The sequence below is a fragment of the Blastopirellula marina genome (genome assembly GCF_002967765.1).
GTDB classification, from domain to species: Bacteria; Planctomycetota; Planctomycetia; order Pirellulales; family Pirellulaceae; genus Bremerella; species Bremerella marina_A.
The window spans coordinates 620,030-646,287 of the sequence record NZ_PUHY01000004.1; the positions used below are offsets into that span (position 1 = coordinate 620,030).

Sequence of the window (26,258 nt, forward strand, 5' to 3'; positions counted from 1 at the left end):
TGGCGGAAAACTAAACGATCGCTGCTTTCACGCAGTTGATTGGTGGAAGCGAATCGAATAAACAACTCCACTCATCTCCCCCGTCATGCCCCATCCAAAGTTGCCCCGTGGTGGTTCCGAAGTAAACGGCGGGCGCGTCAAAATGATCGAAGGTCATGCCATCTCGGAGCACCGTGAAGAAGCTCTCTTTCTTGGGTAGTCCTTTGGTCAATCGTTTCCATTTCTTGCCGCCGTTGGTGCTTCGCCAAATGGCCGGTTGGCCTTCCGGGCATGTCCGTGTCATTGGTTCTAGCGGTACGACATAGATGGTGTCGGGATCGTGTGGGTGGACAACGATTGGAAAGCCAAAGTCGGAAGGAAGGCCTTCCGCAATCGATTGCCAGGTATGGCCGAAATCGTCACTTCGTAGAACTCCGATGCCCGGCCGGTCGGGCCAACCGCCATGATTCTGCATGTAAAGCCGTCCTGGGGCATCGGGATGGCGAGCGATCTTGTGAACGCATTGACCAAACTCTGGGTAAGGATTGGGAACGAAGCCAGCGCCGACGCCATTGTTCGCTGCCTCGAACGTTGTCCCTCCGTCCTCACTCAGGTAGTGCCCGCCGGTCGAGATGCCCAGGTGAATTCTGTTTCCATCGCGAACGATTGTGTGCAGGCAAAGACCGCCCGCACCCGGATGCCAATCCTTGGAATGTTTGTGGTTACTGATCCCAGCAATCATCTCCCAAGAGTTGCCTCCGTCTTCGCTGCGAAACAGAGCGGCAGGTTCGACACCTGCCCAGAGGTCTTTGCCATCTTCACCCGGTTCGATCGACCAGATATTGGCAAGCGCTCGGCCATCTTCTTTCGGAAATGCGGGAGCAGATTTCGTTTCCTTAAACTTCTTACCAAGATCGGTGGACGTAAGAACCTTCATGCCGAAGAAGGCGTTGCAACTGGAAGCGTAGATACGTGTCGACTTCCGCGTATCGATCAGTGCGGAATAGACCGAAACCCCTGAGCCGAAGGGACCGCGAAGTTCAAATTTCCGTCGCGACTTCGATGCCTCAGCAACGAACAGCCCCTTCTTGGTCCCTATACACAAAACAACTCGATCGGCCATGGTTAGCCTCCTGAAACGGCGGTCATGATGAAGAGCGTATCCCCGGAGCGTAGTTCGGTTTGAGGTCCGTCGCGGCGGTTCAGTAAAGATTCGTTAACGAACAAGTTCATGTGTTTCCGTAGCGACCCTGTTTCGTCACACACATTGCGATAGAGCTGCGGCTGCGTCCGCTGAAGTTCGTCGAGGGCTTGTTGAACGTTCTCTGCCGAGACCTCCAACTGAGCCGAGCCGCCACATTCTGCCCTTAACGATGACGGAATTTGTACGGTGATGAGCATCGCCAAAACTTCTAACAAAAGAGTTCAACTTTTAAAATCTGCGCAGTATTCCCGCAGGCTTCATCGGGTAGTCGATTCGCGAGATGCAAATTCGACAGCAAGACCAGGAAAAATTCTAAGTGCCGGATTTCGCGAAAGAAACAACAAAATCCAACACAAAAGTCGGCAGGAGTCAGAGTCACCTTTTGTGATTCACATTCGGCTGCCGCCTGCAAACTATACGATGGGTGAACGTTGATTTCATCGTGATTTCAGCAGGAATCTAAAAAACAGAACGCAACACTTCACTGTTTCGACCCATAACCTAATTACGACAACTCATCACACCGGTCGGAGCAATTCAAATGGCTAATTTAAGACGTGGAAGCCGTGGGCCCGAAGTGAAGACGCTTCAATCCGCCCTCAACAGTCAGCTATTCCCAAACCCACGCTTGGTCGTCGATGGCATCTTCGGAGCCAAGACCGAAGCCGCCGTGATTGCGTTTCAGAAGCAGGCGGTAATTCTGGTCGATGGAATTGCTGGGAATCAAACCAAAGCGGCTCTTGGAATGCCGACCACAGGGCAAGCGTACACGCATCGCGTCCGGCTTCATTTTCGTAGCCTGACGCTGACCGACTTACCGTTCAATCAGATCTTGGCAGGAACCCAGGAAGTTTACGCCCAGTACAACATTAAGGTCGAGTTCGGCTCGGGAGAGTCGCTGCTTTTAACACCGGCGGAAGCTGCTAAGTTTCAGCAAATCGACGGCCAATGTACTTGGAAAGTGAACTCCGGCGAGTATGCCGAACTTCAGAAAATCGGGAGTCCCGCTCCAACAAATGACATTGTTGTCTATTTCGTGGATCGATTTTCTCAAGCACTTAACGGCTGTGGTGGGCACTTGAAGAATCGCCCCGCCTGTATTGTTGCTAAGGCAGGCACCAAATGGTGTGTGGCTCACGAAATCGGACACGTCCTGCTAACTTCGTCCTTCTCACCAGTACATATCGGAGCGACGAGCAACTTGATGTACAGCGTCGACATAGCACGAAGCGTACCGAGCCTGAACCCTGCCCAAGTGCAGAAGATCAAGTCGTCACCCCTCTGTCGCTCCATTTGATCATCACTGGTCACAAGACATTTTGATCCGGGGTTTGCCAGATGTTCCGGGAGCATCCGTTGCAGGCCTCGGATTTTTCTATCTTGTTTGGCTGCCGCTTGACTAAATTCTGTTCGGCCATTAATGTAACCTTGTGGTTAATTAACCGGAGGGTTTATTTCATGCGAGATGCTTTGAGTGAGACTTTCGCCGCTTTGGCGGATCCGACCCGCCGGGCTATGCTCGCTCGGCTGGCAGAGGGGCAAGCCAACGTAACGGAACTTGCCGAGCCTTTTTTGAATCGAATGAGTCTTCCGGCCGTTACCAAACACTTGAAGGTGTTGGAGCGTGCGGGCTTGGTAACGAAAACGCCAGATGCTCAACGTCGGTCTTGCCATCTGAATGCCGAAGCCCTCAAGGAAGCGGCCGACTGGATGTCGACTTATCGCGAATTCTGGGAAGCGAGTTTCGATCGACTCGATGATTATTTGAAAAGCGTAACGTCACAGGTCAATCAACCTAACCAAGGCAATTCGAAGAACGATGTTTGACAATCCTAAGCCCAACGAGATCTACATCTGCCGTGTCTACGATGCCCCAATTGCCGTGGTGTGGGATGCTTGGACCGATACCGAAAAGGTGGCACAGTGGTGGGGACCTCGCGGCTTCACGCTAACGACCCACAGCAAAGAACTCCGGCCGGGTGGTTTTTGGAACTACACGATGCACGGCCCGGATGGGACCGACTATCCGAACCGAACGGTCTATCACGAGGTCACGCCGCGCAGGAAGTTGGTTTACGATCACGGAGCCACGGCCGACCGTGCTCCTCTATTTCGAGTGACGGTGCTGTTCTCAGAGAACGATGGCAAGACGACCATGGAGATGACCATGGCCCTCGCTACTGCCGAGCAAGCAGCAGCGACCCGCAAGTTCGTAAAGGAAGCGGGTGGGAACGCGACTTGGGATCGCTTGGCCGAGTTCCTCGAGAAGCAGAATTCTTCGCGAGATTTGTTCGTGATCAACCGCAGCTTTGAGGCCTCGAAGGAAGTCGTCTTTTCGATGTGGACCGATCCAGGACACTTCGTAAAGTGGTTGCCCCCAGCAGGGTTTGAGATGGAGATTCTGGAAGGAGAAATCGTCCCTGGTTCGAGTATCTTTTTCCGCACATCGAATAATAAAGACGTAACGATGTACGCCAAGATGTCGTACCAAGCGATCCAATCGCCAGATTTCCTGGTCTATGAGCAAGCGTTCTGCAACGAACATGGCGAGCCAGGGCATCATCCCAGTCTTCCAATTTGGCCATCGACGATACTGACTACGATTCGGTTCTTTGACGAAGGTCCGCATGGCTCGCGCGTGAATGTCAACTGGGAACCATGCGGTAAGTTTACGGCCGCCGAAGTCAAAGCGTTCCTCAACCTACGTTCGAGCATGACACAAGGCTGGAATGGATCGTTCGATAAGCTGGAAGCGATACTTCCTGTCGGTTAGTCGCCTATCGATACGCCAGCACTACGTCGGTTGAGCCGAATTGCTGGGGCGAAATTCCGAGGACTTATGATTAAGGCGAGTCAGGCGTCGTGCGACATGCACAATGATCGCGACGTGTACCCCCACGGCGACGCCTACCGCAATAAGGTGCGCTGACCAACTGGCATCTGCGCCGACGACCGCTACGCACCATCCGCCTAGCGGTAGGAACAGTAGCACGGCGGTGATCACGCCGGGGTTATATTCTCGGCGTTTGATTGTCATTCCGATGTGGGGAACGGCGTTCACAACGGCTAGGTATCCCGCGACCAATCCTGCCACTGGAGAGTAGAACCACGCCGCGTAGAAAGCGATCAAATCAATCGCCCATACTCCCAATGAATTGATCCAGAACGTTGCGGCTGGAGTGAGGGCTTCTCGACCTCCGCCGATCGTTCGGTTGATGTACAAGCGAAAGCGATCACCCTGATGCTCTTCCCATTGGTGCAGCATGTACGCGGGAAGTTGGAGATAGACCAGCGCTAAGGCGAGCCCTGCCGAGGAAGCGATCAGTGGCGCGACTGCGAACAAAAACATTGAACTAAACAAAGCAGCGGCAGGCCACTGCCAGTCACGAACGAGCCAGTTCCACATCTCTTAGTCTCAATATGAAGCGTTGGTGAGAAACTCACAATACGCCAGCCTACGTCGCGGATTGGTGTTCATGGGAGGAATTCGTTGACGGCCGCTCGAGGAACGGAATAATCGTTACGCATCGTACAACCTAATCTGGTACCTTAGAGCAAACTACGTCACGTCGTGCTCGGGAGGCGGTTTCCCATTCGACGAAAGGACTGGGCGAATCACGACTAATGCCAGGATCAGTCCGACGACAACTCCGAGATAGCCTGCGTTGTGGATATAGGCAACGCGAACAAACGCCCATTCTTCATCAATTCGGAGAACTCGGAGTATCGGTTTCCAGGCAGAATAGTCTGCGGTCGGTCCACGCCAGATTCCGTAAAGGTAACCGCCAATCCCGAATAGCAGCACGCACGAAAAGATGATCGCAATGCCTCTCCCAATCTGTCGATGGGCGATCGATCTCGGCTGGTCCGGAATCAATCGACGTGCGAGAAGCCATGCCGCAAAGAGCCCTGCCCACCATGTCGCCAGGAAGCCGATCGTCCCGGCAAACATTCGATTACCCAAGCCGAGATCGGCATAGCGAAACTGATCGAACTTCAGCTTGGTAAAGTACTCTGGCGAGATTGAGTAGGTCACCTGATCATGAACGATGCCATAAAGGCCAGCGATCATGCCCCCCACGATTGCTACGCCAAGCATTGCTGGCAAATCGGCCAAACGGATGTGGGGTACGAGATATTTCAATAACTTCATGAGAGAGACCAATGATTCCTCTGTTTTCTAGGCCCCAATGATACCTCAGGGAAAGACCAGGATGTTTGTTGGTCGCCTCGAGTGCTGGCATGGTGGAAAAAAAGTCTTATGCGGCTGACCGAAACAATGGGGCTTCACTCGCCCTAATGTGGCATCGCCTCGGTGGCCAAACCGCGACGATATGCCAAATTGCTCGTGAACCTTTTAAACTGGGGCCGCTCTTAAAAGTTATCTGCCAAATTCGTTTTGGTAGGCGTTACCCGCATTGTCAGATTGGACTCGTGTGGGTAATATCTAACTTCTTCGGGGTGTAGCGCAGCCTGGCTAGCGCATCTGCTTTGGGAGCAGAGGGTCGCAGGTTCGAATCCTGTCACCCCGACTAAACAAAAGCCTTTGTGCAACAATAACTTGTACGAAGGCTTTTGTTGTTCTTGGAATTAGCTGTATTCCGGTTCGACGGAAAAGTGACCAGGGAATTTGGCCATCCCATTGCTCCCCTATTTCCCATCGTAGCGACACCATCGAGATTGTCATTCCACCGGAATCGGCCTCTCTGAATCTTTTCAAATCTAGACTGGTGAGCTCGTGCGGTCTGCCTGGAATCTTGCGATAGCCTCAATCGCTCATTCACGCACATTGTCGCCAACGGTCGTTACGGCCGCGTTACCTCAACTAGCATCGTGGAGGCATGTATCTCAGGACGGGCGATTCGTGCTCGTCATGGTTTCACCACTTCCTATCGATGAAGAGACAAGTCGAGGCAGTTTCGAGGCGGGCGAAACGGAAGAGATCCGCACCAATTATTCGCAATCTGGTTTGTACCGGAACTACGGTACCGCCAGTCCTTTATGGACGCTGCCGTACGAAGACTGGACGCATCAGGTCTTCATGGGGCCGGACGGGAAGCATCTCGTTATTGCCAGCGTCGGAGAGACAACGTGGAGTAATCAGAGTGATCACGCTGTGACCTTTTTCCGGAAGGGAATTCCGTTGGCGTCCTACATGTATGCCGATCTCACCTCATGGTGAGAGCAGCGGATGCCGCGTTTATCGGGAAGATCTGCAGAAGATTCGGCTTTCGATTCGGATGCGTTGAGGTTCGGTTTGTCGACGCAGGAAGGGGTACGAACAACATTTGACGTGACGAACGGTCAGGTCATCATTGATCACGCGTCACCATTGCCGGTCTACCTCGGTACCATGTCGTCGTTCTTATCACCTTATTTCTGCTGCGACTTAAGCCAGTTAACGCTCAGGTCCGGGAAGTCGGTGCAAACATCGTCGACGTCTGCGACGTTGAATAACGCATCGTGTAAGGCATCAATCGTTGGGCAATTCTTGGGAAGGTCGTCCTGGCGAACAACACCGGTAATCACTCGCAGTCTGGCTTGATGCGCGGCCGTCGTGAAATCGCTGGCATGCGGCTGGCCATGTTCATCCCAGGTTACAACCCGTGGCAAGTTCGGAAATACTCCGTCAACGTAAGTTGCCAGTTCTTGAAGGGCGCCTGCTGTGGCAAGTTGGTCGTAATTAGAACCGTCGGCCCCGGTCTTCTTCCCGGAATAGATCATCATCAGCCGACCTTTCCACCCCAATTCTTCACGCAAACGTTTAAGCGTCGATTGCTCGAAACATTGGATCCAACATGCGGAGTCTTTATTATTGCCGTAGCCATGACGGAAAAGGACTTTGTAGACCGCCAGTGTTACGTCGCGGCCTTCTTGCTGGTGAAATGTTGGGTTTTTTATCTCGGTGAAGAGACCAACATTGCGACCGGTACTGATATTCATTCCTTGGATAAACCGGATCTCTTCGTCCAATGTGTGCAGTTGATACGAGTAACCGTCGATTGGAAAACGCCCTGGATTAACAGCTTCGCCGGTCCTGTAATTGACACGTTGCGTCGCATTCAATTGCTTAATTTCCGCTAGTGTAAAATCGATGGCATAGTACCGGCCGTCTTCTCGCTTTCGCTGTGGAAATTGCGTTGCCACATCGGTGATTCCATCCAAGTGAATATCGTGCAGCACCAGGGGAACATTGTCTTTGGTGAGGACGACATCCTGCTCTAGGAAGTCAGAGCCTTGCGCGAATGCCATCGCTTTGGCTGGCAGACTGTGTTCGGGAAGGTAGCCGCTCGCCCCGCGGTGCGCAAAGACTTCGTGATGATCTGCTGCCCAGGCTGAGGTTGGAGCCAGCAACAGCGCGAGAATGAGCCCGACGTATTTCATGATGGTGATTCAAGTGGCAAGGAAGTAACGGAAAGACTTCAAGGTGGCATTGAATTTTACCAGACAACGCCGATGCAGTCGCTGACGCGATACCTAACTCATCTGAAGTGAGAGCGTTAGTACGAATTGCTCGTTTTCGGCATTTAGTAGCGGGTGATAGCCAAATAATGGGCAAGCAGACGCAGACGTGCGAAATGGCGCAACTATAATGCCAGCAGGTACAGAACACGATTGGCATAAGGAGCATCCACCGATGCAGCGCTCGCGTACATTCGCTTGGTCTTTCTTGATTGTCCCCGCACTGGTTTTCGCCAGCCAATTTGGCCTCATGCCAACTTCCGAGGGGTGGGCACAGGAATCGGCGGAGCAGGACCAAGCCAAGACGGAAGAGAAGTCACAAAAGCCAAAGGAGTTTGTGCGCGAGATCCCAACCGAAACGTCCGTCGTGACGCAGCATGAAGTGACGGTCAACGGCGAGACGATTCCCTACGAAGCGACCGCAGGAACTCAACCGGTTTGGGACGACAAGGGTAAGCCTCTCGCTACTCTGTTCTATACCTTCTACCGCCGCACCGATGTCGAAGATACCGATCGTCGCCCTCTCTTGATCTCGTTTAATGGTGGTCCAGGTTCTGCCTCGGTATGGATGCACTTGGCGTACACTGGCCCGCGCATGCTGAACATCGACGAAGAAGGTTACCCGGTCCAGCCTTACGGTGTTCGCGAAAATCCACATACCATTTTGGACATCGCCGACATTGTGTACGTGAATCCGGTTAACACCGGTTACTCGCGGATCGTCAACGAGAAAGCAGATCCCAAGCAATTCTTTGGTGTCAATCAAGATGTCTCGTACTTGGCCGAATGGATCAATACGTTCGTCAGCCGGGTGAATCGCTGGCAATCGCCGAAGTACCTGATCGGCGAGAGCTACGGAACGACGCGTGTCTCTGGCCTGGCCTATGAACTTCAAAGCAGCCAATGGATGTATCTCAACGGTGTGATCCTGGTTTCTCCAACGGAACTCGGGATCGAACGAGATGGCGCCGTCGATGCCGCCAACCGTTTACCTTATTACGCCGCGACAGCGTGGTATCACAAAAAGCTTTCCGAGGAACTTCAAAAGCAAGACTTGATGGAAGTTCTGGAGCAAGCCGAAAAGTTTACGATCGACAAGCTGCTACCGACAATGGCCCGTGGGGCCTGGGCGAGTGATGAAGATCGTGCGGAAGCGATCAAGGGCTTCGCTAAATATTCGGGACTCAGCGAAAGTGTGGTCGAGCAATACAACCTCGATGTACCCACGCGATTTTATTGGAAAGAACTCCTCCGCGGGGAAGGACGAACGATCGGTCGCCTTGACTCTCGCTATCAAGGGATCGATCGTCAAGATGCTGGCGACTCGCCTGATTTTAACGCCGAACTAGCTTCATGGCTGCACTCGTTTACACCGGCGATTAACTGGTACTTCCCCAATGAGCTGAAGTTCAAGACCGACGTGAAGTACAACATGTTCGGTCCCGTTGGACGTTGGGATTGGGATGGTGATCAGACCGGAGAGAACCTCCGCCAAGCGATGGCCATGAACCCTTACCTTCAGGTGATGATTCAATCGGGCTATTACGATGGGGCGACTACGTACTTCAATGCCAAGTACACCATGTGGCACTTAGACCCCAGTGGCAAGATGAAGGATCGACTGCAATTCAAAGGCTATCGCAGTGGTCACATGATGTATCTTCGCAACGATGATCTCCGTCAGGCAAACGACGATATTCGCGAGTTCGTCAAGCAATCGTTGCCAGCTGACGGAACTCCTGCAAAGTACGAATAAACGCAGGGTGGCAGCCGGGACGCTACGTTGGAATGGGTTCACGTGGCGTCTTGTGTCAGACACGGGGGATTTATGTTTCGTGCGAAGTCTACCAGTATTTGGCACATGTCCGTCCGCTCATAGGTGGCATTTTAGTGGTGAATCCGTGATCTTCGAAGGTTACGTTTTTGCCTCTTTCGTTTTTGTGTCGCATACTTCGATGGATGATGTTCCCGAACTACGGCAGGCCCAAGCAGCTGCCGAGCGACTCATCTGGCAGAATCTCTGTGGGGCATTATCGATCACTCGAAACACACGAAAGCGACTCGATGCAGTCTACCAATCGAACGATCTTGCATGTCGATGATTCCGCGATGATTCGTCAACTGGTGCACGACCACTACACCGAACTCGGGTACCAGGTGATCTCGATCGCCGATCCCCGTGAAGTGATGGCGGCCCTCATGGAAAACAATTGCCAGGTCGTCATTTCCGATATCGAAATGGAACCGATTGACGGTCTCACCCTGCTTCGCGAGATCAAGAAAGAAGACGGCGGCGTGTCGGTGATCATGCTTTCAATGCGTGCTGACACCAACACCATATTGCGATCGATGCGTTGGGGAGCGGATGCTTACATCTTTAAACCGCTGAATGACTTCACTCGGTTGGATGCTGCCGTCATGGCTACATTTCGAAAGTACGAAGCTTGGTGGGATGCTCTCCAAGAGGGAAGAAATCGCAACTCCCGAAACGAACCCTCGCTGGCGTAATTGCTCCGCGAATAGATTTATTCGCGTGCGAACCATCTCTTTCCATGCTTTTCTCAATGCTCCGGTCGTAACGATTACCGCGCCCAAGCTCCCTAAACTACGGTAAGGCGCAGGGGTTAACTGCCTCGCTCTTTGCGCTTTCTTCTAGATTGTTCCCATATTTGATCATCGCATGGGAAGCATATTTGGAAGCATGTAACGTCGAATCCAAGTTGTGTTCGGCGGACGAGGGGCAAAGCCGATGATCAAACCACATGTTCAACCGACCGGGCATGAAGTGACGTTTGGCGACGATGAAATAATCGTCAGCAAGACAGATCCCAAAGGGATTATCACATACGCCAACCAAACTTTTATTGAAGTGGCTGGCTACACCGAGGAAGAACTTCTCGGTGCTCCCCACAACGTCATCCGCCACCCCGACATGCCTCGATGCGTGTTTAAACTTCTGTGGGAGACGATTGCCGCCGGCAATGAAATCTTCGCGTACGTCGTCAATCTTTGCAAAAACGGTGATCATTACTGGGTCTTGGCACACGTCACGCCTAGTTTCAACGCCCAGGGCCATATCGTTGGCTATCACTCCAGCCGGCGAGTACCTGACCGTACTGCGATCGACAAGATTGTTCCGATCTACGCTTCGCTGAAGAAGATCGAAGATTCCAACCCTGACTGGCGGGAAGGCATGAGAGAGGCTGAGGCTGAACTTGGCCGTCTGCTCGAATCGGTTGGAATGTCGTACGACGAATTCGCTTTCTCGCTGGTCCAGTGTGTTTAGGAGTCGGAAGTCATGTCACAAGTAATCGATCAGGTCTCTGAAAACACGGAAAACAAAGTGCTAGCGGCCCGAGTCAAGGAAGTCGAGGCACGTCTCGAGCAGTACGACCATTGGATTGAACGGGCCACCGAAGTCTGCATTCGCGCCGCCCATGGAGATCTCGAAACTCGCCTTCTTCATGTCGACGCTGAGGGAGATCTGGCACGCTTGATGTTCAGCATCAATGGTCTGCTCGACTACACAGACGCGTTCGTTCGCGAAGCAAAAGCGGTGCTTGGATTCACGGCTCAAGGAAAGTTCTTCCGTCGAGTGATCTTGCGAGGTATGGTCGGTACCTTCAAGCACGCCGCGCAAATCATCAATCAGTCGACCGAGGAAATGAAGCACGCAGCGGACGAACTGGCGCACGCCGATTCTCGTCGACTTGCGATTGCCGACCAGTTCGAGGCCACGGTCAAAGAGATTGCCACTTCGGTTGCCGCGTCCGCGAATGATATTCGAGGTACGAGTGGTCAACTTGCGGCAACAGCACAGCATACGGCCCGCCAAGCCGACGAAACCTCGCAATCAGCCGACCGAACCAAAGCCATCGTCTCTCAGGTCGATCAGGCAAGTCAAATGCTGGCCGACAGCATCGGCCAAGTAAACACGCAGGTTGCTGAGACGAACCAAGTCGTCCAGCGTGCGGTTAGCGAATCGAAAGAAGCCAATACGATTGTTGTCGGTTTAGAGCAATCCTCGACCCGGATCGGAACGGTAGTTGAAACCATCGCCGAGATTGCCAAGCAAACGAATCTCTTGTCGCTAAATGCGGCGATCGAGGCGGCGAGGGCAGGGGAGGCCGGCCTCGGATTCGCCGTGGTTGCCGCCGAAGTGCGTAAACTAGCTGAACAAACTCGTGATGCGACAAACGCCGCCAAAGATGAAATTGGTTGCGTCCAAGACTCGTCCGCCAAAGCCGCGCGAGCGATCACGGCGTGCGGGGAGATGATATCGGAGATCAACGACTTCAGTGAAAAGGTCTTCCAACTGGTCCAAGAGCAGGCGAGTGCGACCGCGGAAATTCGCATGAGTGCTACCGAAGCGGCAACCGAAACTTCCAGCGTGTCCGACTCGGTCAATCAGACGACCCAAGCTGTTGCCGAAACGCGAGAATCGTCCGAGAGGTTAGTTACCGCGGCAACCGAGCTGCAGAGCTTTTCGACGAAACTATCCCAGAGCGTCGATGAATTGCTGACGACGATCCGGAAGGTATGAGACCAATTAGCGAGAACGTAGACCATAAAAAAACGGGAGCCAATCGGCTCCCGTTTTGATTTAATCATTTAGATCGCACGCCTAATTAGGCGGCTCGTCGGTCGGAGTCAACGTCGGCGAGCAAGTACTCGTTCAGCCGATCAAACTCATCGGCATTCTTGAAGTGGATAACGATCTTGCCACCCTTGGTCGACTGCTTGATATCGACCTTCGTGCCCAGGGCCATTCGCAGATCTTCTTCCAAAGAGACAACTTGCTTCGACTTGGTGCGGGCACCTTTCTTCGCCGGAGCAGGAATGTCGGTTGCTTCGTCGCCATTTAAGAAGTCCTGCACGGCCTGTTCGGTGGATCGGACGCTCCAACCGTCACGGACAATCCGCGTTGCAAATTCGCATTGGGTCACTTCATCACCGAGTGGCAGCAAAGCACGAGCATGGCCTTGCGAAAGCTCGCCACTGTGGACCGACGCTTTGACCGCGTCTGGCAGATCGAGCAGACGAACCAGGTTGGCGATCGTACTGCGATCGACTTTGATCCGATCGGCCAGTTCGCCCTGTGTTGCGTTGTGCTGCTCGAGGTAACGCTGGAAGCTGATCGCTTTTTCCAGTGGGTTAAGATCTTGCCGCTGCAAATTTTCGACAATGGCCAGTTCCGCGACCAAGCGATCGTCTGCTTCTCGAACCAAGGCTGGAATTGAATCCCAACCGGCGATACCGGCCGCACGAAGGCGACGCTCGCCACTGATCAATTGAAAGCGTTCACCAACCTGGCGAACGACAATCGGTTGCAGGATATCGTGCTGCTTGAGGCTTTCGGCCAGCGAAGCGATTTCCGCGTCGTCAAAGTTGTGGCGCGGTTGATAGGGGTTGCGATCGATCTGGTCGAGCGCGATCCGCGAAGCATCGCTCTTCTGAGCAGCTTCTTCGGTGAAGTCTGATTCTGCCAGGCGAGGTCGGAATGGAACTGTTTCCGAATCAGGAGCGTCTTCTCGCAATTCCACTTCGGCTGCCTGATCGGTCGGGTCGCCTAACAGGGCTGCCAAACCACGCCCCAATCGCTTTTGTCTAGTCACGATCTAAAACCTCCATGCATAATTCCATATGAGCGCGTGCCCCGCGGCTGCGAGGTGCGTGGGTAATAACGGATTGCCCGAAGCTAGGTGCCTCGGAAACCCAGTGGTCTCGCGGGACCACTGTATCGAACACGATGTCACCAAAGAACTCGCGAACCTCTTGTTCGACTTCGTGAGTCAGTTCAAGGGTTGGATCGTACATGGTGAGTACGATTCCGCCGAACTCGAGCTTGCCGGGCGGCCTTCGCATGACGTCGCGGATCACACGAATCATCTGTGTGAGACCTTCCATCGCAAAGTACTCCGCCTGAATCGGCATCAAGACTTCGGTAGAAGCAGCCAGAGCCGTCTGTGTGATCGCGCCTACGGAAGGAGGGCAGTCGATCAACACATAGTCGAACTGATTCATCCCAGAGGCGAGGTGCCCTTGTAGGACGGTCGAGGTCGACTTCTCACCACCAGCCAATCGCTCGACATCCTCGAAGCTGCGACTTCCAGGAACCAGGAAGAGATTCTCGGTTGCCGTTTCCAGAATCGAGTCGCCAAGCGGACGATCGGACACCAGGGGATGCCGGTCGGTCGGTTGAAGGCCGATCCCCGTGGTGGCGTTGCACTGAGGATCAAGGTCGACCAGCAGCGTGCGCATCTCGGCCATGGCCAACCCGGCGGCCAAGTTAATGGCCGTGGTGGTCTTGCCGACGCCTCCCTTTTGGTTGGCGATACATAGGATGCGAGCCATGGTGCCTCAGTGCGATTACGTTCGAAAATCCATTTTCGAGGGTGCGGATTTTAGCCGCGAACGTAAAAACGAGGAAACGGCATTTTGGCCTCTGAGGACCCTGTTTCACGTGAAACATTCTCTTTAATCCAACTTGTTTCACGTGAAACACCTATTTTGACACGCTCCCCTAGCAGAACGGACATCGCGAGGGCGGTCTTCCAGCGGGATGTTGGAGTCTAGATTGGCCAAGGGGAGACCTGGCATGGGAGAAGTTGTGAGCATCGGAATAGTTCAATCGACTGCCTGGCGAGATTACTACCGCACGATAAAGAAGAGTCAACGTCCTTCCTGGATGCCAAGTTGCAATAGGTTAGCCAATCCACAAACCGCCGCAACGATTGCCGTCGTGATCATCAACTGATAGATGGTCAGGGTTCTTGGTAAGGGAAGCTGGTCTTCCTTGAACCCGCGAAGTTGCTGCAGCCAGATCCAGTTCTGCCAAGCCATCCAGTAGGAGCCGTATCCGAACATCATTGAGCCGAGTACCAGAATCGTAGCCGGCGGCCAGATGAATACGAATAGTGCACTAACCGTGAATAGAAAACCGGCGACCATGGCCAGGGTGAATTGAATCGTTCCTGAAAGTGTCGCGGCAAACTTACTCGCCCCAAAGGTCGCCCAAAGCTGCACGTTGCGCAGGCCAATCAGAACACCACCACCGACGAGAGCACTTGGGGCGTGACCGTACACAACGAGAAAAGCCATGAAGGCGATACCCACCGACAAAATGCCGGAGTAGATTTGCGTTGCGACGTGCAACGATCTAGGTGGTATGTCGGCCATCGGGCTTCGCGTTCGAGTGTTTCACGTGAAACAGGCCAGTCTACGAAACCAGAAAAGTCGATGCGAATTCTTTTTTTGGAAGAGGCAGTATCGTTTCACGTGAAACATGTTGGCTTGCAGTTGGGATCTTTAATTAGAATCAGCTGCGTTGTCCATCATTTATCGAAACGAGATATGCACAACGACAATCCGTTTGATTCACCTAACGTCGAGAAATTCACGTTCAAGGAACGAGGGACCAGGAACGTCTTTTGGGGACTGACGATTTTCCTTTGCGCAAACTGCCTTCTCCTTGCGTGGTTTCTGCCAGGCGTGGCAATGGTTCTCGCCATGCTGGTCGTCTTACCGGGATTAGCAAATGGCTACATCGACTACCGCCGGCGACTTCTTGCTGGACCGGTTGATGGACTTACTCAATGGGGAACCATGGTGGTTGCCTTCCTCCAGTTGATTCCGTTTGTGCCTTTGGGCGGGCTTGTCATGTTTTTGATTGCCGAAGCGGTTGTGGCCTATGCTCGAGCAACGATGCCCGATGGAGTTTCCGCTTGGGATGTGATGGCTGGTTACCTGATGGGCTTGATCGGCGGCATTCTGACCTATGCCGCAGCTGTTCTCATCATGTTGGTTTGGAAGGTCATTGGCCTGAATAAGTCATATCGAGAACTAGCGGTTAGTCAGCCAACTACTTGAGAGGATTGAACACCAGGCCACAAACCGGCTGGGGATTCGTCAGAATATTGTCGCCGAACGGATTGCCTGTGGCCCACAACGGCTCAAGCTGATTGGGCTGGGGCGGCAGGACGATTGCGGCCATCGAGTATTCCGGAAACTCTTCCGAGCGGATTCGCTCGATGAGCGACTCGACATCTTCCACATAGGTGCTCTGAGGTTCGGCAATTTCAAGGAGTTCGTGCATGACCAACCAACCGAGGATCGAGCTGTCCAGATACCGCCAGGCTTCGGGGAGATCAGGAGAGCATTCGTCCATATGCAAAATGCCTGCCTCGGTGAGTGAGGCAATCACCCATTGATCATCGGCTGCACAGTAGAAACCGAAGTTTCCGTTACCCATTTCGTTCAATTCGTTCCATAGCCTGGCCGCCGCCTCCGCACCTTGCTCATACGGAATTGCATCGAAGTAAACTCCCAGTTTCTCGATTAATTCTGTGCTCGCGATCTCGGGGGCGTTTCCGTACAGCGGCAATCGGGTGAGGCACTCAAGGCCTGGTTCGCTCATCTCGAAGAACGCTGTCAAAACACACTGAGCCGGGTGGTGTGATGGGAGATCTGATACTTGTTTGAGCTCGTGCCGATAAAGTTGGGCGATCGAACGAGGAGTTTCATAAGTGTAGCAAGCTGAGCAGTTGGCCATCGCTTCACGAACTTCGCCAATCGCCAAGTGATCTGTAACGGGCCACAGACGGTGGATAACTCCGAATTCGTCCTTGGCGACAAGGGGAGTCATGGTGGCAACTGCATGATTTAGAATCTGACTTACCTTCCGTTGGGAATCGGCATAAATTGCCACGGCAGGCTCAACGTTGGTGTGAGTGGCGCCGAGCATCTGCAGGTTGTTCAGGGAATTCGTTTCATCGTCCACTTGCTCGGGGGCAGAATTCCCGTCCGTGGAATATTCCGTGAGATCCTGATCCGGGAGGAGAGCCCCAGCGAGTAATCCGCGGCGGATGACGCGTTCACCACGGAAGTCGAATTCTTGATGATAAACGTAAATCGCCGGATCCGGGTCCTTCTGCAAAACCCCTTGTCGTTGCCAGTCGGTAATGAATCGCGCTGCCCGCGTGAAGCGATTGCTCGACTCGTCGTCGCCAACTTCGGCCCGATTGGTAAGCACCCGAGCAACATTGGCGGGGTGTCGCTGATAGAGTTCATCCAGTTTCTCGGCTGAGATTTCAGCGGCAGGAGGCGAAATCACTTCGGCCAGGGAACCGATATGGCCAAGGTCGTAACGAAGTCCGTGAATGGCTCGGATTTCGGGCATCTGGGGCTTTCTTCTGATCTGCAGGCAATAAAAAAGGACTCGCAACGAGTGCGAGTCCTTCCCATTTTATCGAATTGTTGCCCCAATAGGGCGCCGCGATTAATAGCGGTAGTGATCCGGCTTGAAAGGACCGTCGACTGGCACGCCGATGTAGTCGGCTTGCTTCTGTGACATCTTGGTCATCTTCACGCCCAGCTTGTCGAGGTGCAGGCGAGCCACTTCTTCGTCCAGGCTCTTCGGCAGAACGTGCACGCCGAGTGGGTAAGCGTCAGCATTCTTCCAAAGTTCGAGTTGGGCCAAAACCTGGTTGGTGAACGAAGCCGACATGACGAACGACGGGTGGCCGGTGGCACAGCCCAGGTTCACGAGACGACCCTCGGCCAGGATCAGAATGGCGTGACCGTCAGCGAACGTGTAACGATCGACCGGACCACCTTCTTGCGAGCTTGGTTTGATCGATTCACGGGTGACGTCCTTTTGGCCGTTGAGCCAAGCCATATCGATTTCGAGGTCGAAGTGACCGATGTTGCACACGATCGCGTCATTCTTCATACGCTTCATGTGTTCGCCGGTGATGATGTCGCGGTTACCAGTGGTGGTAACGAAAATGTCAGCCCGATCGCAGGCATCTTCCATCGTGGTGACTTCGTAACCTTCCATTGCGGCTTGCAGGGCAATGATCGGGTCGATTTCGGTGATGATCACACGAGCACCGAAGCCACGCATCGATTGGGCACAACCCTTTCCGACGTCTCCGTATCCAGCGACGACGACAATCTTGCCAGCGACCATCACGTCGGTTGCACGTTTAATACCGTCAGCCAGCGATTCGCGGCAGCCGTACAAGTTGTCGAACTTGCTCTTGGTGACGGAGTCGTTGACGTTGATCGCTGGAGTCTTCAGTTCACCCTTCTGGTGCATCTGATACAAGCGGTGGACGCCTGTGGTGGTTTCTTCGGAAAGACCCTTGATGCCGTCTAGCAGCTCTGGGAACTTGTTGTGGACCATGGCGGTCAGGTCGCCACCGTCGTCCAGGATCAAGTTCAACGGTTCGCCGCTGGGGAAGAAGATCGTCTGTTCGATGCACCAATCGAATTCTTCTTCGGTCATACCCTTCCAGGCGTAAACCGGGATACCTGCTTCTGCCATCGCAGCAGCAGCGTGATCTTGAGTGGAGAAGATGTTACAGCTGCTCCAAGTCACCTCGGCACCCAGTTCGACTAGCGTTTCAATCAGCACAGCCGTTTGGATGGTCATGTGGAGACAGCCAGCGATGCGGGCTCCGGCCAGAGGTTTTTCGTCGCGGTACTTTTCGCGAAGGGCCATCAAGCCGGGCATTTCGACTTCAGCCAGGTTGATTTCCTGACGTCCGCGCTTCGCGAGGGAGATGTCCTTAACCTTGTACGGAAGCTTTTCGACCTGGGACACTGTGGATTCCACCTTGTATTGGGAAGGGTGCAGAATGGACCGGAGCACGGAGTTGAATCAATTGAGACCGCGACCGAGTCGAGGAAAACGCACAAAAATGCGCCGCAACTAACCGAATATGATACGGTGCTGGCACGCATTAGCAAACCCGGGATGAGGGGACCAGGTTAACTAGAAACTTTAGGTATCAGCCGGGAATTTAGGCCTAACCAACAAGAGTGCGGATAATCCGCCGGTATCTCGGTGTTAAGAGGTTTTGATCTGGGCAAATGCCCCTTGAGCGGCAGAAACAAAGGCCTCGACCTTGGCCATATCTTTGATCCCCGGCTTGCCGCTAAATTCAACCCCGCCAGCAACATCCACCGCAGATGGCCGAACGGCCTGGATTGCTTCTGCGATATTCTTGGGGTGTAGTCCGCCAGCTAGCACGAATCGAGTCACTTCGGGCACGCCCTGCCAAGTTGCTGCCAACTTCCAGTCGGTTAGTTGCCCAGTGCCACCGAAGGCACCTTGAACGGCGGCGTCCATCAGGAACGCGTGAGGCTGGAAGCTGCCGGGCGAATTCTCCCAGCGAGAAAGCGATCCACGACTAGCTACCATGATGGGAATATGGAGTTCCTCATAGATAGTCTCTGCGAACTCGCGGCTCTCGTCCCCATGAAGTTGGATCCAATCGAAGCCGATCCGCTGGTGAGTTTGGCGAATGTCGCCCTCGGTAGCGTTTACAAATAATCCAACGATTTGTACTTCGCCTCTTACGAAGTTGGCGATCTTCTCCGCAATATCGATGTCAACGCGTCGTTTACTGCCAGGAAAGAAGTTCAAACCAATCGCGTCGGCACCGCTATGAGCAACGGCGATGGCGTTTTCGAAATCGGTCAAACCGCAAATTTTGATGCGGAACATATCAGGCACAGGCATGATCTACGGAGTCCGTATATTCGTTAACCGCCACACCAGGCGGAACATTCTGCTTAAGGATACCGATGCAAGGAAGATAGCGGACGAATCCAGGGAGAAGGCCTTCTTCTCTCATTCCAATATATTACAGCTTTCCGGCGGAAGGGTGACCCGTTGGCTTCCCCAACTCATCCCCATTACTCACCACCAGGTTCCCAGCAGGGCGGACTGGGCGTTTGGTATCGTTCGATCATCGTTGTGGTGGCGGTTGTATTGGCCGGATTACCTTGGTGTCGGACGGGACAATCGGGCTATGTCGCGGATGGAACGGCCATCATTACATCAGATTCTGCAGAGCCGGAAGCGAACGCTCACCTGCAACCGATGCTCGATGAGATTTTAAAGCAAACCACTGCCGACGGTGCTTTCGCCAATTATCTGGAGCAGCACCCTGAGTTGAAGCAAGAGTTGGGGGCGAAAACAAACCGCGATGCGATCGAATTGTTCCGTCGGCGTTTGGAGGTTGATCCTAACCGAGTTGGCGGCAAGGTGACGATTCAACTCCGCTTCTATGCCGCGAGTCGTCAAATCTGTACCGATGTGATGTCACGCTTTTTGGTGGAATTCCAGAATAAGTTTGATCATTGGAAACAGGATAAGACTTCAATGATCGCGTCGACCTATTCACAGGAACTGGAAGTGACGCAGGCGAAGCTCGAAAAAGTCGATGGCGAACTTCAGCGATATCAAGCCGTCACGAAAGATCCCCCGGCCCGATTACCATCGACTGCCACCGAGCGTCAGGCCTCCCCGGAATGGACCAAGTTATCAGACGACTTGCGGACTGCCAAAACGACGCTACAGCAACTGTTGATCACGCGAACCGAGAGCCATCCGTTGGTGGTTGATCAGAAAGACAAGATTACAGCACTCGAAGCGAGTCTGGCTTCCACTCCGAAGTATCCTTCGAATGAGGATCTGATTCCAAAAACTGCTCGCGAGAATACCGGTGCCTTAGCAGCACAGCAACAATTCAAAATCGACGAGCTTCAAAAAGAGAAAAAGGAAGCTGAGTCTCGATTAACAATGCTGACGCATCGCAAACATGATGCGGATCGGGCGTTAGGATTTGTCCGCGGAATTCACATGGAGGTTCCAGGCGATCAAGTCCAAGTTGCATCGGTTGGTGGGATCTGGAAGATGGGAGCCCTCATGGTTCTTGGGGGCTGGGTGATCTTCTTCGGCTTGATTGCGTTTCAGCTTGCGTGGAGCGCCAGTCGTCCGGCACCCCTGCGATCCGTTGGCAAATTGGCATCGGCATCATCGGTTCCCGTTGTGGCAACGATGTCGCTTCCCAGTTCTTCGCCGCGGATGCCAAGCGGAAGCTCGTTGGTCGGGCCAATGTCATTCCTGATGACTCGCGCAGCGGAACTGACGGTAATCGGTATTTTGGCGATGGTATTGCTAGCAACGCGAATGCATCCCGAAATAGGGGACCTGCTGCATGACGATCCTTTGGGCGTTGTGCGGGAGTCTTTGCGCGTTCTTTTCCCGTCAAGCCAGTAGATGCTGGATCCCCCGCGTCAGCATGGAGAATTGCAACACGAAATGCCGATGCAAAGAAAGCCCAACGGCCTAAATTGAAACTAGCCCACCGCATGGAAGCGGATCTCATAGCCTTCCCCGGGACACGGATGACCATGTACGAAGATTTTTTTGGTTTGTCGCATCGCCCTTTTCCTAGCGTACCTTCCTTGGTTGGCTACCAGGAATCAGTCTCTCACGCGGAAGCGATGGAAACAATCTTACGCTGCGTGCGTCGCGACGAGGGAATTGCAACTTTGTTTGCCGCACCTGGTTTGGGCAAGACGACACTGGCCATGCGTCTGCAGGAAGAGCTAGACGGTCAGTTCGAAGTGGTCCGACTCAATAGCGGACACTGCGGATCGCGCCGCGCTCTGTTGCAAGCGATCGCCTACGAACTAGGTCTGCCGCATCGCTCGTTGGAGGAAGGTGAGCTTCGGATTCAGCTCGCTGAACATGTCGAACGGTTGGACAGCCGACGTGTAATGGGAATCGTGTTGCTGGCCGACGAAGCTGACATGTTGCCCATCCGTCTGCTGGAAGAATTGCGATTGCTCACGAACTTCACTCGCAAGGATCGTTCTCAGATCTCAGTCGTGCTTCTAGGGAATCTGGCATTAGAAGAACGACTGTCGAGTCCCTACTTGGCGTCGTTCAATCAGCGAGTCGGCGCCCGTGCTTATCTGCAGCCGTTGTCCAAATCGGAGGCGACGCAGTATATCCGTCAACAAATGCAACAGGCTGGGACGAAACGGCCGGTGTTTGATGACGCGGCTGTTGAAGTCATTTTCGCTCGCAGCCAAGGTGTGCCTCGAGTGATCAACCAGTTGTGTGATCACTCGTTGCTCCTAGCTGCACTCGGCGGTTTACGAACGCTCGATGGCGAAAGCATCGAAGAGGCCTGGGCTGATCTGCAACGACTACCTTCCCCGAAACGTCAGATCCGAACGGATGGGGCTCACAAGACCGACTCATTGATCGAGTTTGGTTCGTTGGACGACAGCTCGAATGATTCGGTGAGTGACTATCCATCGGTAGTTCGCTTTGAGGATCGTCCTGCGTCCATTGAAAATGAACTCGATGAAGAAGAGTTTGAACCGCAACTAAACGAAGAAGAACCGGAAGTCGAGCTCGTTTTCCAGAATGCCACAAACCCATTTGCTGAACCGTTTGACAAAGAAGAGATCATTATTGATCGGTTTGCCTCGTTGGGAGATCGCCAAGTCGCTGGTATTCGGCGTGTCGTAAGTCCGAAGAACTCGGAGATCGCCGCCTTCCTGGTCGGTTCCGACGATCACCTTGCCGAGGTCGATGTCGTCCAGCCGGAATACGCTAACTCGGACGGGCTCGTCGTTTCACGCGATTATTCGACAACTTCAACCGGTTTCTCCGATACGGATGATCGCGATATCATCGTCATTGAGACGAAGGAAGATGCACCTCAGCATCCGAAGATGCCCGCACCTCAGCGACGCACTTATCGTCAATTGTTCTCGCAGCTTCGTCGTGAGCAAGCGTAACTGGTTGTTATGGCGCGTTTCCTCAAAGCACTGAAAGGTCTTCAATCTCTCGATTCCACGGATCAAGAGAACGCACCGGAAGTGCAAAGCCAGTCAATTGACGCGCGGCAAGATCAACCTGGAGACGATATTCGTTCGACGATTCCGACTGATAATCGCCCGCAATCGGCAGCTTCACAAACGATGGTGATGCCCGAACAAGTCGAGCCTCCTCAGTCGGAGCCTTCGCCAGACAAGGACGAACTCGTCCGGAAGCTGACGCAACAACTGACAATTGCATTAAAGCAGCGGGATGTCGTTGCTGACGAAATGCTGAAGGTTCGCGAAAAACTGGAATCGAACGATCAACGGCACGAAGAAGAAATCGTTCGCCTGCGCGACTCGGTGGAAGGGCATCAGCGATCTGCGAAAACGATCGAAATTGAATTGAAGTCGATCGAATCTGAACTCCGCCAACAGTTGATTCGTCAGCAAGACGAGTTTGTTCAGCGTCTGGGTGAAGTGGAGCGACAAATGCTTCAGCAGGTCGAACGACCGCTGCCAACGGTCACGGAATCTGCCACCGATGCCGAGCTGCGTGAATTCCAAGCCGAACTTCGCCAGCAGATGGTTCGCGAGAAAGAAGATTTCGTGCGTCGCCTGGCGGAAATCGAGAGTCGAATCGCTGAGCAAGCGAAATCTTCCGTTGCCAAGAGCGAAGTGGCGGCCCAATCGAATCATAATGCCGAGCTGAAATCACTTCAGGCTGAGATACATCAGCAGATGGTTCGGCAGCAACAGGAGTTTGCTCAACGCATTGGTGATGTTGAGAAGCAAGTTCGTAAGCAAGTCGATGCTCCTATTGCAGCTACCGAATCGACACCGCCGGTGATGGGGAAATCGGCTATCCGCAAGGCTGAAATCTTTAAGCCACTTCCTAGCCGTCTTGAAGCCGACAAGCAGATTCCCAACACCGACGCGATCAGCACGGCGATGAAGCTGTTGGAGGATCCTGCAGTTACCCACCAGTTCGAGCAATTGGCAGATGCTGTCTTTGGGCATATCGACTTTCAGAATGTTAATCAACCGGAGGTTGTGAATTTTGGGACTTGTTGTCCAGGGCAATGCACAAGCGACCTTGTTTTACGATTAGCGGCGTGGATTAGTCGTCAGGGTGGCGACGTGTTGGTCATCGACGGGGCGCTACGCCAGAAGCGTCTGACCGAGCGACTCGGTCTACGTACGAGCCCGGGACTGTTTGAATTCGTACGGCGTGAAACGTATCGTCAGGATGGTACGTTCCGCCACAAAGAGAGCGGTATCTCGTTTATTCCTGCGGGAAAATCGTCGTTTGTTCTGACGACCAGCGAGTCCGACTTTGTGTCACTTCGGGATCAACTACGTGAGATCGCGAAGACCAATCCCTTGATTCTAATTGCTGGGGAAGGCCCCGATCTGTCAACGTCTTGGCTGCTCGCACAGATTGCGACCAAAACCTATCTTCAAGTCGAATTGGGCGAAGCCTCTGGGGCGGACGTTCGTGCAGCTGTCGATTGTTTTTTGCGACAAGGATGTGAGCCGTCGGGGTTAGTTGCCATGAACGCCTTGAAATAGGTGGTATACTTGGCTGCCACAGGCTCGGTCGTTGAGATCTCGTCCTCTGCCCTCCCTAAACCGCGAAGCGAAACGTCATGGCTAAATATCTCGTTACCGGTGGTGCCGGTTTTATCGGTTCTCATATTGTTGATGGCTTACTAGCGCGCGGCGACGAAGTCGTCATCTACGATAACCTAAGCACAGGGAGCACCGAGAACGTCGCGCAGCATAAAAATGCCACCTTCATCGAAGGCTGCATCACCAATGGCGAGCAATTAGCGGCAGCACTCTCGGGCGTCGAGTACGTTTTTCACGAAGCAGCACTTGCGTCGGTTCCGCTGAGTGTGGAACGCCCCCTTGATACCAACTTGCATTGCGTGACGGGAACCCTGACTGTTCTGAACGAGGCACGAAAAGCTGGCGTGAAACGCGTTGTCTATGCGGCGTCCAGTAGTGCGTATGGCGACCAGCCGTTTCTGGCGAAAAGAGAGACCGATTTACCCGCTCCTTTGTCGCCCTACGCCGTCGCAAAACTTGCCGGAGAGTATTACTGCCAAGCTTTCTATCATACCTACGGTCTAGAAACTGTTGGCCTGCGCTACTTCAACGTCTTCGGACCTCGACAAGATCCAGACAGTCCCTACTCGGCCGTGATTCCGATTTTTCTGACGTTACTGCTCAAAGGGCAACAGCCGGTCGTTTATGGAGATGGACATCAGTCTCGCGACTTCACCTACGTGAAGAACATTGTCAATGCAAACTTGGCGGCAGCATCCGCTGAGAACGTAGCGGGAAAAATCATCAACGTCGCCAACGGAAAAAGTACTTCGCTGCTGACGTTGTTGAAGCTGCTTAACGAACAACTGGGGACCGATATTCAAGCCAAGCACGATCCACCTCGCGCAGGCGATGTGCGGGACAGCATGGCCGACAACACCTTGGCAACCCAGCTGCTGAAATACGAAGTCGAAGTCGACTTCGAAGAGGGCTTGAAGCGATCGGTCGAGTATTATCGCAAACTGGCTCTACAGCGAGCTTAGATGTTCTCGTTGACGCACATCGATCGTTCTTCGACTTCGTGCAGTTCGTCCTCTTGGGCGATAACTGGCTTTGCGAAGCGTTGGTTCAGCAACGCGATGGTCGACAAGATTATTCCGATGGAGACAAACGTCACAGGATAAGCCGGCAATTCGACCGTTCGGCATCCAGCGATCATCGCCCCAATTAGAGGTTGGCCAATCAAGCCCCCGCTGTCGACCAGCACCAGCATCAAGTTCGTCCCGGTGCCACGGTACTTCTTGGGAAACGCAATGCTTCCCCCACCGATGATTGCCGGGAAGATTAGCGCGTGAGCAATTCCCCCTAGCACCGCAGGAATCGGCAGCAACCACGGGTTATGGACGACGAGGTAGAACATCAAGCTCGTCGCCAAAATCAAAATGCCAATCGTAGCCGCCGTCTTCACGCCGATTTGTTCCGGTAACTTACGCGTCATGAGTCGAAACGAAAATGCGGTGATCGCATAAACTAGAAAGAATGAGCCGATATTCGCGATGCCGACTTCTTTTGCGTAACCGCGAAGGAAGATTTGAGGAAAGACCACACCCATCCCCATTGCAAAGGCCATCACAAGCATCCAGCCAGGGTGGTATTGTCGGATCAATCGGAACAGGGAAGGGTGGTGTCCGGTCGGTCGAGGTCGCTCGCCCCACGTGGCGAAAAATGTCAGAACGAAGGCCACCCCACCAGCCAACAACGCGACGAGAAACATCAGATGAATCTTCGTTTCGACGGGAGTACTTTCGGAAAAAATCATATCTCCCAGGACGGGCCCAATTCCCAAGCCGATAAATCCCGAGGAACCAAGTACCCCAATGAGTTCGGTGCTTCGCCCCTTAGGTGCTTTAAGCGAGATCGAAGTAATCGAGGCGCCAAAGGCCCCTGCTAATCCGATCATGTAGCAGAGCCGCAGACCGTAAATAAGCGGACTGTGGATGGTGGTGACCAAGAAGTGTCCCAGTAAGGCCACGATTAGCAAGATAAGGGAACCTAGCCAAACACTGCGTGGGCCGACTCGATCGATGAGAGCTCCTTGAGCGAACCTAGCGAGAACGGCGCCTGCCATGCCGAAGCCGGTAATTAAGCCCAAATCATACTCGTCCCCTCCCAGGAAGGAGACGAAATCGAAATAACGGAAGAGAGAGCTGTTGCAGACAATGAGCGCCGTATGAGCAAAATAGGCCAGCCAGAACTCTCGGCCATAAGCGATTTGCGGCTCGATCGACGTCTCGTCAGACGCGATGACGGCGGAATTCATGACACTCCATCTCGGATTTGCGGCGTTAGCAGTTAGGATTGAAGTATATGCCCAATGCATGGGGAAGTCTTCTGCCCCTTGCAAACGCCCCGGTTGGGGCCGATATTTTTA

25 protein-coding genes and 1 tRNA gene are annotated in these 26,258 nt (G+C 53.5%); 14 read left to right on the forward strand and 12 right to left on the reverse strand.

The annotated features are described in order from the left end of the window. Window positions 1–10 precede the first annotated feature (10 nt). Both C5Y83_RS03895 and C5Y83_RS03900 read right to left on the reverse strand, forming a co-directional pair. The gene (locus C5Y83_RS03895; RefSeq protein ID WP_105328324.1) at window positions 11–1,102 is read right to left on the reverse strand and encodes a WD40/YVTN/BNR-like repeat-containing protein; all 1,092 of its coding nucleotides are present in this window, start codon (window positions 1,100–1,102) and stop codon (window positions 11–13) included. A gap of 2 nt (window positions 1,103–1,104) precedes the next feature. Beyond that, window positions 1,105–1,380 carry a MoaD/ThiS family protein gene (locus tag C5Y83_RS03900; RefSeq protein WP_105328325.1) on the reverse strand — a complete coding sequence of 92 codons (276 nt, stop codon included), beginning with the start codon at window positions 1,378–1,380 and terminating at the stop codon, window positions 1,105–1,107. 344 nt (window positions 1,381–1,724) lie between these two features. Between C5Y83_RS03900 and C5Y83_RS03905 the strand changes: the two genes are divergently transcribed. The 3 genes from C5Y83_RS03905 to C5Y83_RS03915 all read left to right on the forward strand — a co-directional run bounded on the left by C5Y83_RS03905 (window position 1,725) and on the right by C5Y83_RS03915 (window position 3,956). Beyond that, window positions 1,725–2,480, forward strand: coding sequence for a peptidoglycan-binding domain-containing protein (locus C5Y83_RS03905; protein ID WP_105328326.1), 756 nt, complete (start codon window positions 1,725–1,727; stop codon window positions 2,478–2,480). A 161-nt stretch (window positions 2,481–2,641) separates the two neighbouring features. Further along, window positions 2,642–3,010, forward strand: a complete 369-nt coding sequence (locus C5Y83_RS03910; RefSeq protein WP_105328327.1) for an ArsR/SmtB family transcription factor — start codon at window positions 2,642–2,644, stop codon at window positions 3,008–3,010. Then, window positions 3,003–3,956 (forward strand): SRPBCC family protein, encoded by a 954-nt coding sequence (locus C5Y83_RS03915; protein WP_105328328.1) that lies wholly within the window; start codon window positions 3,003–3,005, stop codon window positions 3,954–3,956. Before C5Y83_RS03910 ends, C5Y83_RS03915 begins: the two co-directional genes overlap by 8 nt. Window positions 3,957–3,977: 21 nt before the next feature. On the opposite strand, the gene C5Y83_RS03920 is transcribed toward C5Y83_RS03915, so the two are convergent. Together C5Y83_RS03920 and C5Y83_RS03925 are read right to left on the reverse strand one after the other, a co-directional pair. Next, window positions 3,978–4,589, reverse strand: coding sequence for an HXXEE domain-containing protein (locus C5Y83_RS03920; protein ID WP_105328329.1), 612 nt, complete (start codon window positions 4,587–4,589; stop codon window positions 3,978–3,980). A gap of 153 nt (window positions 4,590–4,742) precedes the next feature. Then, window positions 4,743–5,336 (reverse strand): hypothetical protein, encoded by a 594-nt coding sequence (locus tag C5Y83_RS03925; RefSeq protein ID WP_105328330.1) that lies wholly within the window; start codon window positions 5,334–5,336, stop codon window positions 4,743–4,745. Window positions 5,337–5,640: 304 nt separating this feature from the next. Here C5Y83_RS03925 and C5Y83_RS03930 point away from each other — a divergent pair. Both C5Y83_RS03930 and C5Y83_RS03935 read left to right on the forward strand, forming a co-directional pair. Then, a tRNA-Pro gene (locus C5Y83_RS03930) sits at window positions 5,641–5,715 on the forward strand. 332 nt (window positions 5,716–6,047) lie between these two features. Next, a complete protein-coding gene (locus tag C5Y83_RS03935; RefSeq protein WP_146117612.1) occupies window positions 6,048–6,365 on the forward strand; it encodes a hypothetical protein in 318 nt (105 codons plus the stop codon). A 191-nt stretch (window positions 6,366–6,556) separates the two neighbouring features. On the opposite strand, the gene glpQ is transcribed toward C5Y83_RS03935, so the two are convergent. After that, window positions 6,557–7,567 (reverse strand): glycerophosphodiester phosphodiesterase, encoded by a 1,011-nt coding sequence (glpQ, locus tag C5Y83_RS03940; RefSeq protein ID WP_105328332.1) that lies wholly within the window; start codon window positions 7,565–7,567, stop codon window positions 6,557–6,559. 253 nt (window positions 7,568–7,820) lie between these two features. On the opposite strand from glpQ, the gene C5Y83_RS03945 reads away from it, so the two are divergent. From C5Y83_RS03945 to C5Y83_RS30055, 4 genes are all read left to right on the forward strand, one after another. Beyond that, window positions 7,821–9,401 carry a S10 family peptidase gene (locus C5Y83_RS03945; protein ID WP_199194975.1) on the forward strand — a complete coding sequence of 527 codons (1,581 nt, stop codon included), beginning with the start codon at window positions 7,821–7,823 and terminating at the stop codon, window positions 9,399–9,401. Between the two features lie 308 nt (window positions 9,402–9,709). Further along, entirely contained in the window at window positions 9,710–10,153 is a 444-nt protein-coding gene (locus C5Y83_RS03950; RefSeq protein ID WP_158262222.1) for a response regulator, read from the forward strand. A gap of 241 nt (window positions 10,154–10,394) precedes the next feature. Next, window positions 10,395–10,931 (forward strand): PAS domain-containing protein, encoded by a 537-nt coding sequence (locus C5Y83_RS03955; protein WP_105328389.1) that lies wholly within the window; start codon window positions 10,395–10,397, stop codon window positions 10,929–10,931. Between the two features lie 12 nt (window positions 10,932–10,943). Further along, window positions 10,944–12,188 (forward strand): methyl-accepting chemotaxis protein, encoded by a 1,245-nt coding sequence (locus C5Y83_RS30055; RefSeq protein ID WP_105328334.1) that lies wholly within the window; start codon window positions 10,944–10,946, stop codon window positions 12,186–12,188. Window positions 12,189–12,273: 85 nt separating this feature from the next. On the opposite strand, the gene C5Y83_RS03965 is transcribed toward C5Y83_RS30055, so the two are convergent. The 3 genes from C5Y83_RS03965 to C5Y83_RS03975 form a co-directional block, all read right to left on the reverse strand. Then, window positions 12,274–13,260, reverse strand: a complete 987-nt coding sequence (locus C5Y83_RS03965; protein ID WP_105328335.1) for a ParB/RepB/Spo0J family partition protein — start codon at window positions 13,258–13,260, stop codon at window positions 12,274–12,276. Further along, window positions 13,253–13,999, reverse strand: coding sequence for a ParA family protein (locus C5Y83_RS03970; protein ID WP_105328336.1), 747 nt, complete (start codon window positions 13,997–13,999; stop codon window positions 13,253–13,255). The genes C5Y83_RS03965 and C5Y83_RS03970 overlap by 8 nt, the downstream gene beginning before the upstream one ends. 318 nt (window positions 14,000–14,317) lie before the next feature. After that, the gene (locus C5Y83_RS03975) at window positions 14,318–14,746 is read right to left on the reverse strand and encodes a hypothetical protein (RefSeq protein WP_146117613.1); all 429 of its coding nucleotides are present in this window, start codon (window positions 14,744–14,746) and stop codon (window positions 14,318–14,320) included. A 252-nt stretch (window positions 14,747–14,998) separates the two neighbouring features. On the opposite strand from C5Y83_RS03975, the gene C5Y83_RS03980 reads away from it, so the two are divergent. Further along, window positions 14,999–15,514 carry a hypothetical protein gene (locus C5Y83_RS03980; RefSeq protein WP_146117614.1) on the forward strand — a complete coding sequence of 172 codons (516 nt, stop codon included), beginning with the start codon at window positions 14,999–15,001 and terminating at the stop codon, window positions 15,512–15,514. Here the strand turns inward: C5Y83_RS03980 and C5Y83_RS03985 are convergent. From C5Y83_RS03985 to C5Y83_RS03995, 3 genes are all read right to left on the reverse strand, one after another. Beyond that, window positions 15,507–16,823 carry a DUF1015 family protein gene (locus C5Y83_RS03985; RefSeq protein ID WP_105328339.1) on the reverse strand — a complete coding sequence of 439 codons (1,317 nt, stop codon included), beginning with the start codon at window positions 16,821–16,823 and terminating at the stop codon, window positions 15,507–15,509. The genes C5Y83_RS03980 and C5Y83_RS03985 overlap by 8 nt on opposite strands. A gap of 99 nt (window positions 16,824–16,922) precedes the next feature. After that, on the reverse strand, window positions 16,923–18,263 hold the full coding sequence (ahcY, locus tag C5Y83_RS03990; protein WP_409994578.1) for an adenosylhomocysteinase: 1,341 nt from the start codon (window positions 18,261–18,263) through the stop codon (window positions 16,923–16,925). A 234-nt stretch (window positions 18,264–18,497) separates the two neighbouring features. Then, on the reverse strand, window positions 18,498–19,172 hold the full coding sequence (locus C5Y83_RS03995; protein ID WP_105328341.1) for a phosphoribosylanthranilate isomerase: 675 nt from the start codon (window positions 19,170–19,172) through the stop codon (window positions 18,498–18,500). Between the two features lie 153 nt (window positions 19,173–19,325). Between C5Y83_RS03995 and C5Y83_RS04000 the strand changes: the two genes are divergently transcribed. The 4 genes from C5Y83_RS04000 to C5Y83_RS04015 all read left to right on the forward strand — a co-directional run bounded on the left by C5Y83_RS04000 (window position 19,326) and on the right by C5Y83_RS04015 (window position 24,870). Beyond that, on the forward strand, window positions 19,326–20,717 hold the full coding sequence (locus C5Y83_RS04000; protein WP_105328342.1) for a hypothetical protein: 1,392 nt from the start codon (window positions 19,326–19,328) through the stop codon (window positions 20,715–20,717). 134 nt (window positions 20,718–20,851) lie between these two features. Then, window positions 20,852–22,255 (forward strand): ExeA family protein, encoded by a 1,404-nt coding sequence (locus C5Y83_RS04005; RefSeq protein ID WP_158262223.1) that lies wholly within the window; start codon window positions 20,852–20,854, stop codon window positions 22,253–22,255. Window positions 22,256–22,264: 9 nt separating this feature from the next. After that, the gene (locus tag C5Y83_RS04010) at window positions 22,265–23,848 is read left to right on the forward strand and encodes a hypothetical protein (protein ID WP_105328344.1); all 1,584 of its coding nucleotides are present in this window, start codon (window positions 22,265–22,267) and stop codon (window positions 23,846–23,848) included. Between the two features lie 77 nt (window positions 23,849–23,925). Continuing rightward, window positions 23,926–24,870, forward strand: coding sequence for an SDR family oxidoreductase (locus tag C5Y83_RS04015; protein WP_105328345.1), 945 nt, complete (start codon window positions 23,926–23,928; stop codon window positions 24,868–24,870). Here the strand turns inward: C5Y83_RS04015 and C5Y83_RS04020 are convergent. Beyond that, the gene (locus C5Y83_RS04020; protein WP_158262224.1) at window positions 24,867–26,147 is read right to left on the reverse strand and encodes an MFS transporter; all 1,281 of its coding nucleotides are present in this window, start codon (window positions 26,145–26,147) and stop codon (window positions 24,867–24,869) included. The two genes, C5Y83_RS04015 and C5Y83_RS04020, sit on opposite strands and share 4 nt — an antisense overlap. Window positions 26,148–26,258: the final 111 nt, after the last annotated feature.

What these genes read in the sequence shown, in the direction of transcription:
- C5Y83_RS03975 (WP_146117613.1), bottom strand. Translation starts at nt 14,746, where the DNA reads ATGGCTTTTCTCGTTGTGTACGGTCACGCCCCAAGTGCTCTCGTCGGT.
- C5Y83_RS03905 (WP_105328326.1), top strand. Translation starts at nt 1,725, where the DNA reads ATGGCTAATTTAAGACGTGGAAGCCGTGGGCCCGAAGTGAAGACGCTT.
- C5Y83_RS03925 (WP_105328330.1), bottom strand. Translation starts at nt 5,336, where the DNA reads ATGAAGTTATTGAAATATCTCGTACCCCACATCCGTTTGGCCGATTTG.
- C5Y83_RS03900 (WP_105328325.1), bottom strand. Translation starts at nt 1,380, where the DNA reads ATGCTCATCACCGTACAAATTCCGTCATCGTTAAGGGCAGAATGTGGC.
- C5Y83_RS03915 (WP_105328328.1), top strand. Translation starts at nt 3,003, where the DNA reads ATGTTTGACAATCCTAAGCCCAACGAGATCTACATCTGCCGTGTCTAC.
- C5Y83_RS03970 (WP_105328336.1), bottom strand. Translation starts at nt 13,999, where the DNA reads ATGGCTCGCATCCTATGTATCGCCAACCAAAAGGGAGGCGTCGGCAAG.
- glpQ (WP_105328332.1), bottom strand. Translation starts at nt 7,567, where the DNA reads ATGAAATACGTCGGGCTCATTCTCGCGCTGTTGCTGGCTCCAACCTCA.
- C5Y83_RS30055 (WP_105328334.1), top strand. Translation starts at nt 10,944, where the DNA reads ATGTCACAAGTAATCGATCAGGTCTCTGAAAACACGGAAAACAAAGTG.
- C5Y83_RS04005 (WP_158262223.1), top strand. Translation starts at nt 20,852, where the DNA reads ATGTACGAAGATTTTTTTGGTTTGTCGCATCGCCCTTTTCCTAGCGTA.
- C5Y83_RS04015 (WP_105328345.1), top strand. Translation starts at nt 23,926, where the DNA reads ATGGCTAAATATCTCGTTACCGGTGGTGCCGGTTTTATCGGTTCTCAT.
- C5Y83_RS04010 (WP_105328344.1), top strand. Translation starts at nt 22,265, where the DNA reads ATGGCGCGTTTCCTCAAAGCACTGAAAGGTCTTCAATCTCTCGATTCC.
- C5Y83_RS03955 (WP_105328389.1), top strand. Translation starts at nt 10,395, where the DNA reads ATGATCAAACCACATGTTCAACCGACCGGGCATGAAGTGACGTTTGGC.
- C5Y83_RS03995 (WP_105328341.1), bottom strand. Translation starts at nt 19,172, where the DNA reads ATGCCTGTGCCTGATATGTTCCGCATCAAAATTTGCGGTTTGACCGAT.
- C5Y83_RS03920 (WP_105328329.1), bottom strand. Translation starts at nt 4,589, where the DNA reads ATGTGGAACTGGCTCGTTCGTGACTGGCAGTGGCCTGCCGCTGCTTTG.
- C5Y83_RS03980 (WP_146117614.1), top strand. Translation starts at nt 14,999, where the DNA reads ATGCACAACGACAATCCGTTTGATTCACCTAACGTCGAGAAATTCACG.
- C5Y83_RS04020 (WP_158262224.1), bottom strand. Translation starts at nt 26,147, where the DNA reads ATGAATTCCGCCGTCATCGCGTCTGACGAGACGTCGATCGAGCCGCAA.
- C5Y83_RS03945 (WP_199194975.1), top strand. Translation starts at nt 7,821, where the DNA reads ATGCAGCGCTCGCGTACATTCGCTTGGTCTTTCTTGATTGTCCCCGCA.
- C5Y83_RS03895 (WP_105328324.1), bottom strand. Translation starts at nt 1,102, where the DNA reads ATGGCCGATCGAGTTGTTTTGTGTATAGGGACCAAGAAGGGGCTGTTC.
- C5Y83_RS03910 (WP_105328327.1), top strand. Translation starts at nt 2,642, where the DNA reads ATGCGAGATGCTTTGAGTGAGACTTTCGCCGCTTTGGCGGATCCGACC.
- C5Y83_RS03950 (WP_158262222.1), top strand. Translation starts at nt 9,710, where the DNA reads ATGCAGTCTACCAATCGAACGATCTTGCATGTCGATGATTCCGCGATG.
- C5Y83_RS03985 (WP_105328339.1), bottom strand. Translation starts at nt 16,823, where the DNA reads ATGCCCGAAATCCGAGCCATTCACGGACTTCGTTACGACCTTGGCCAT.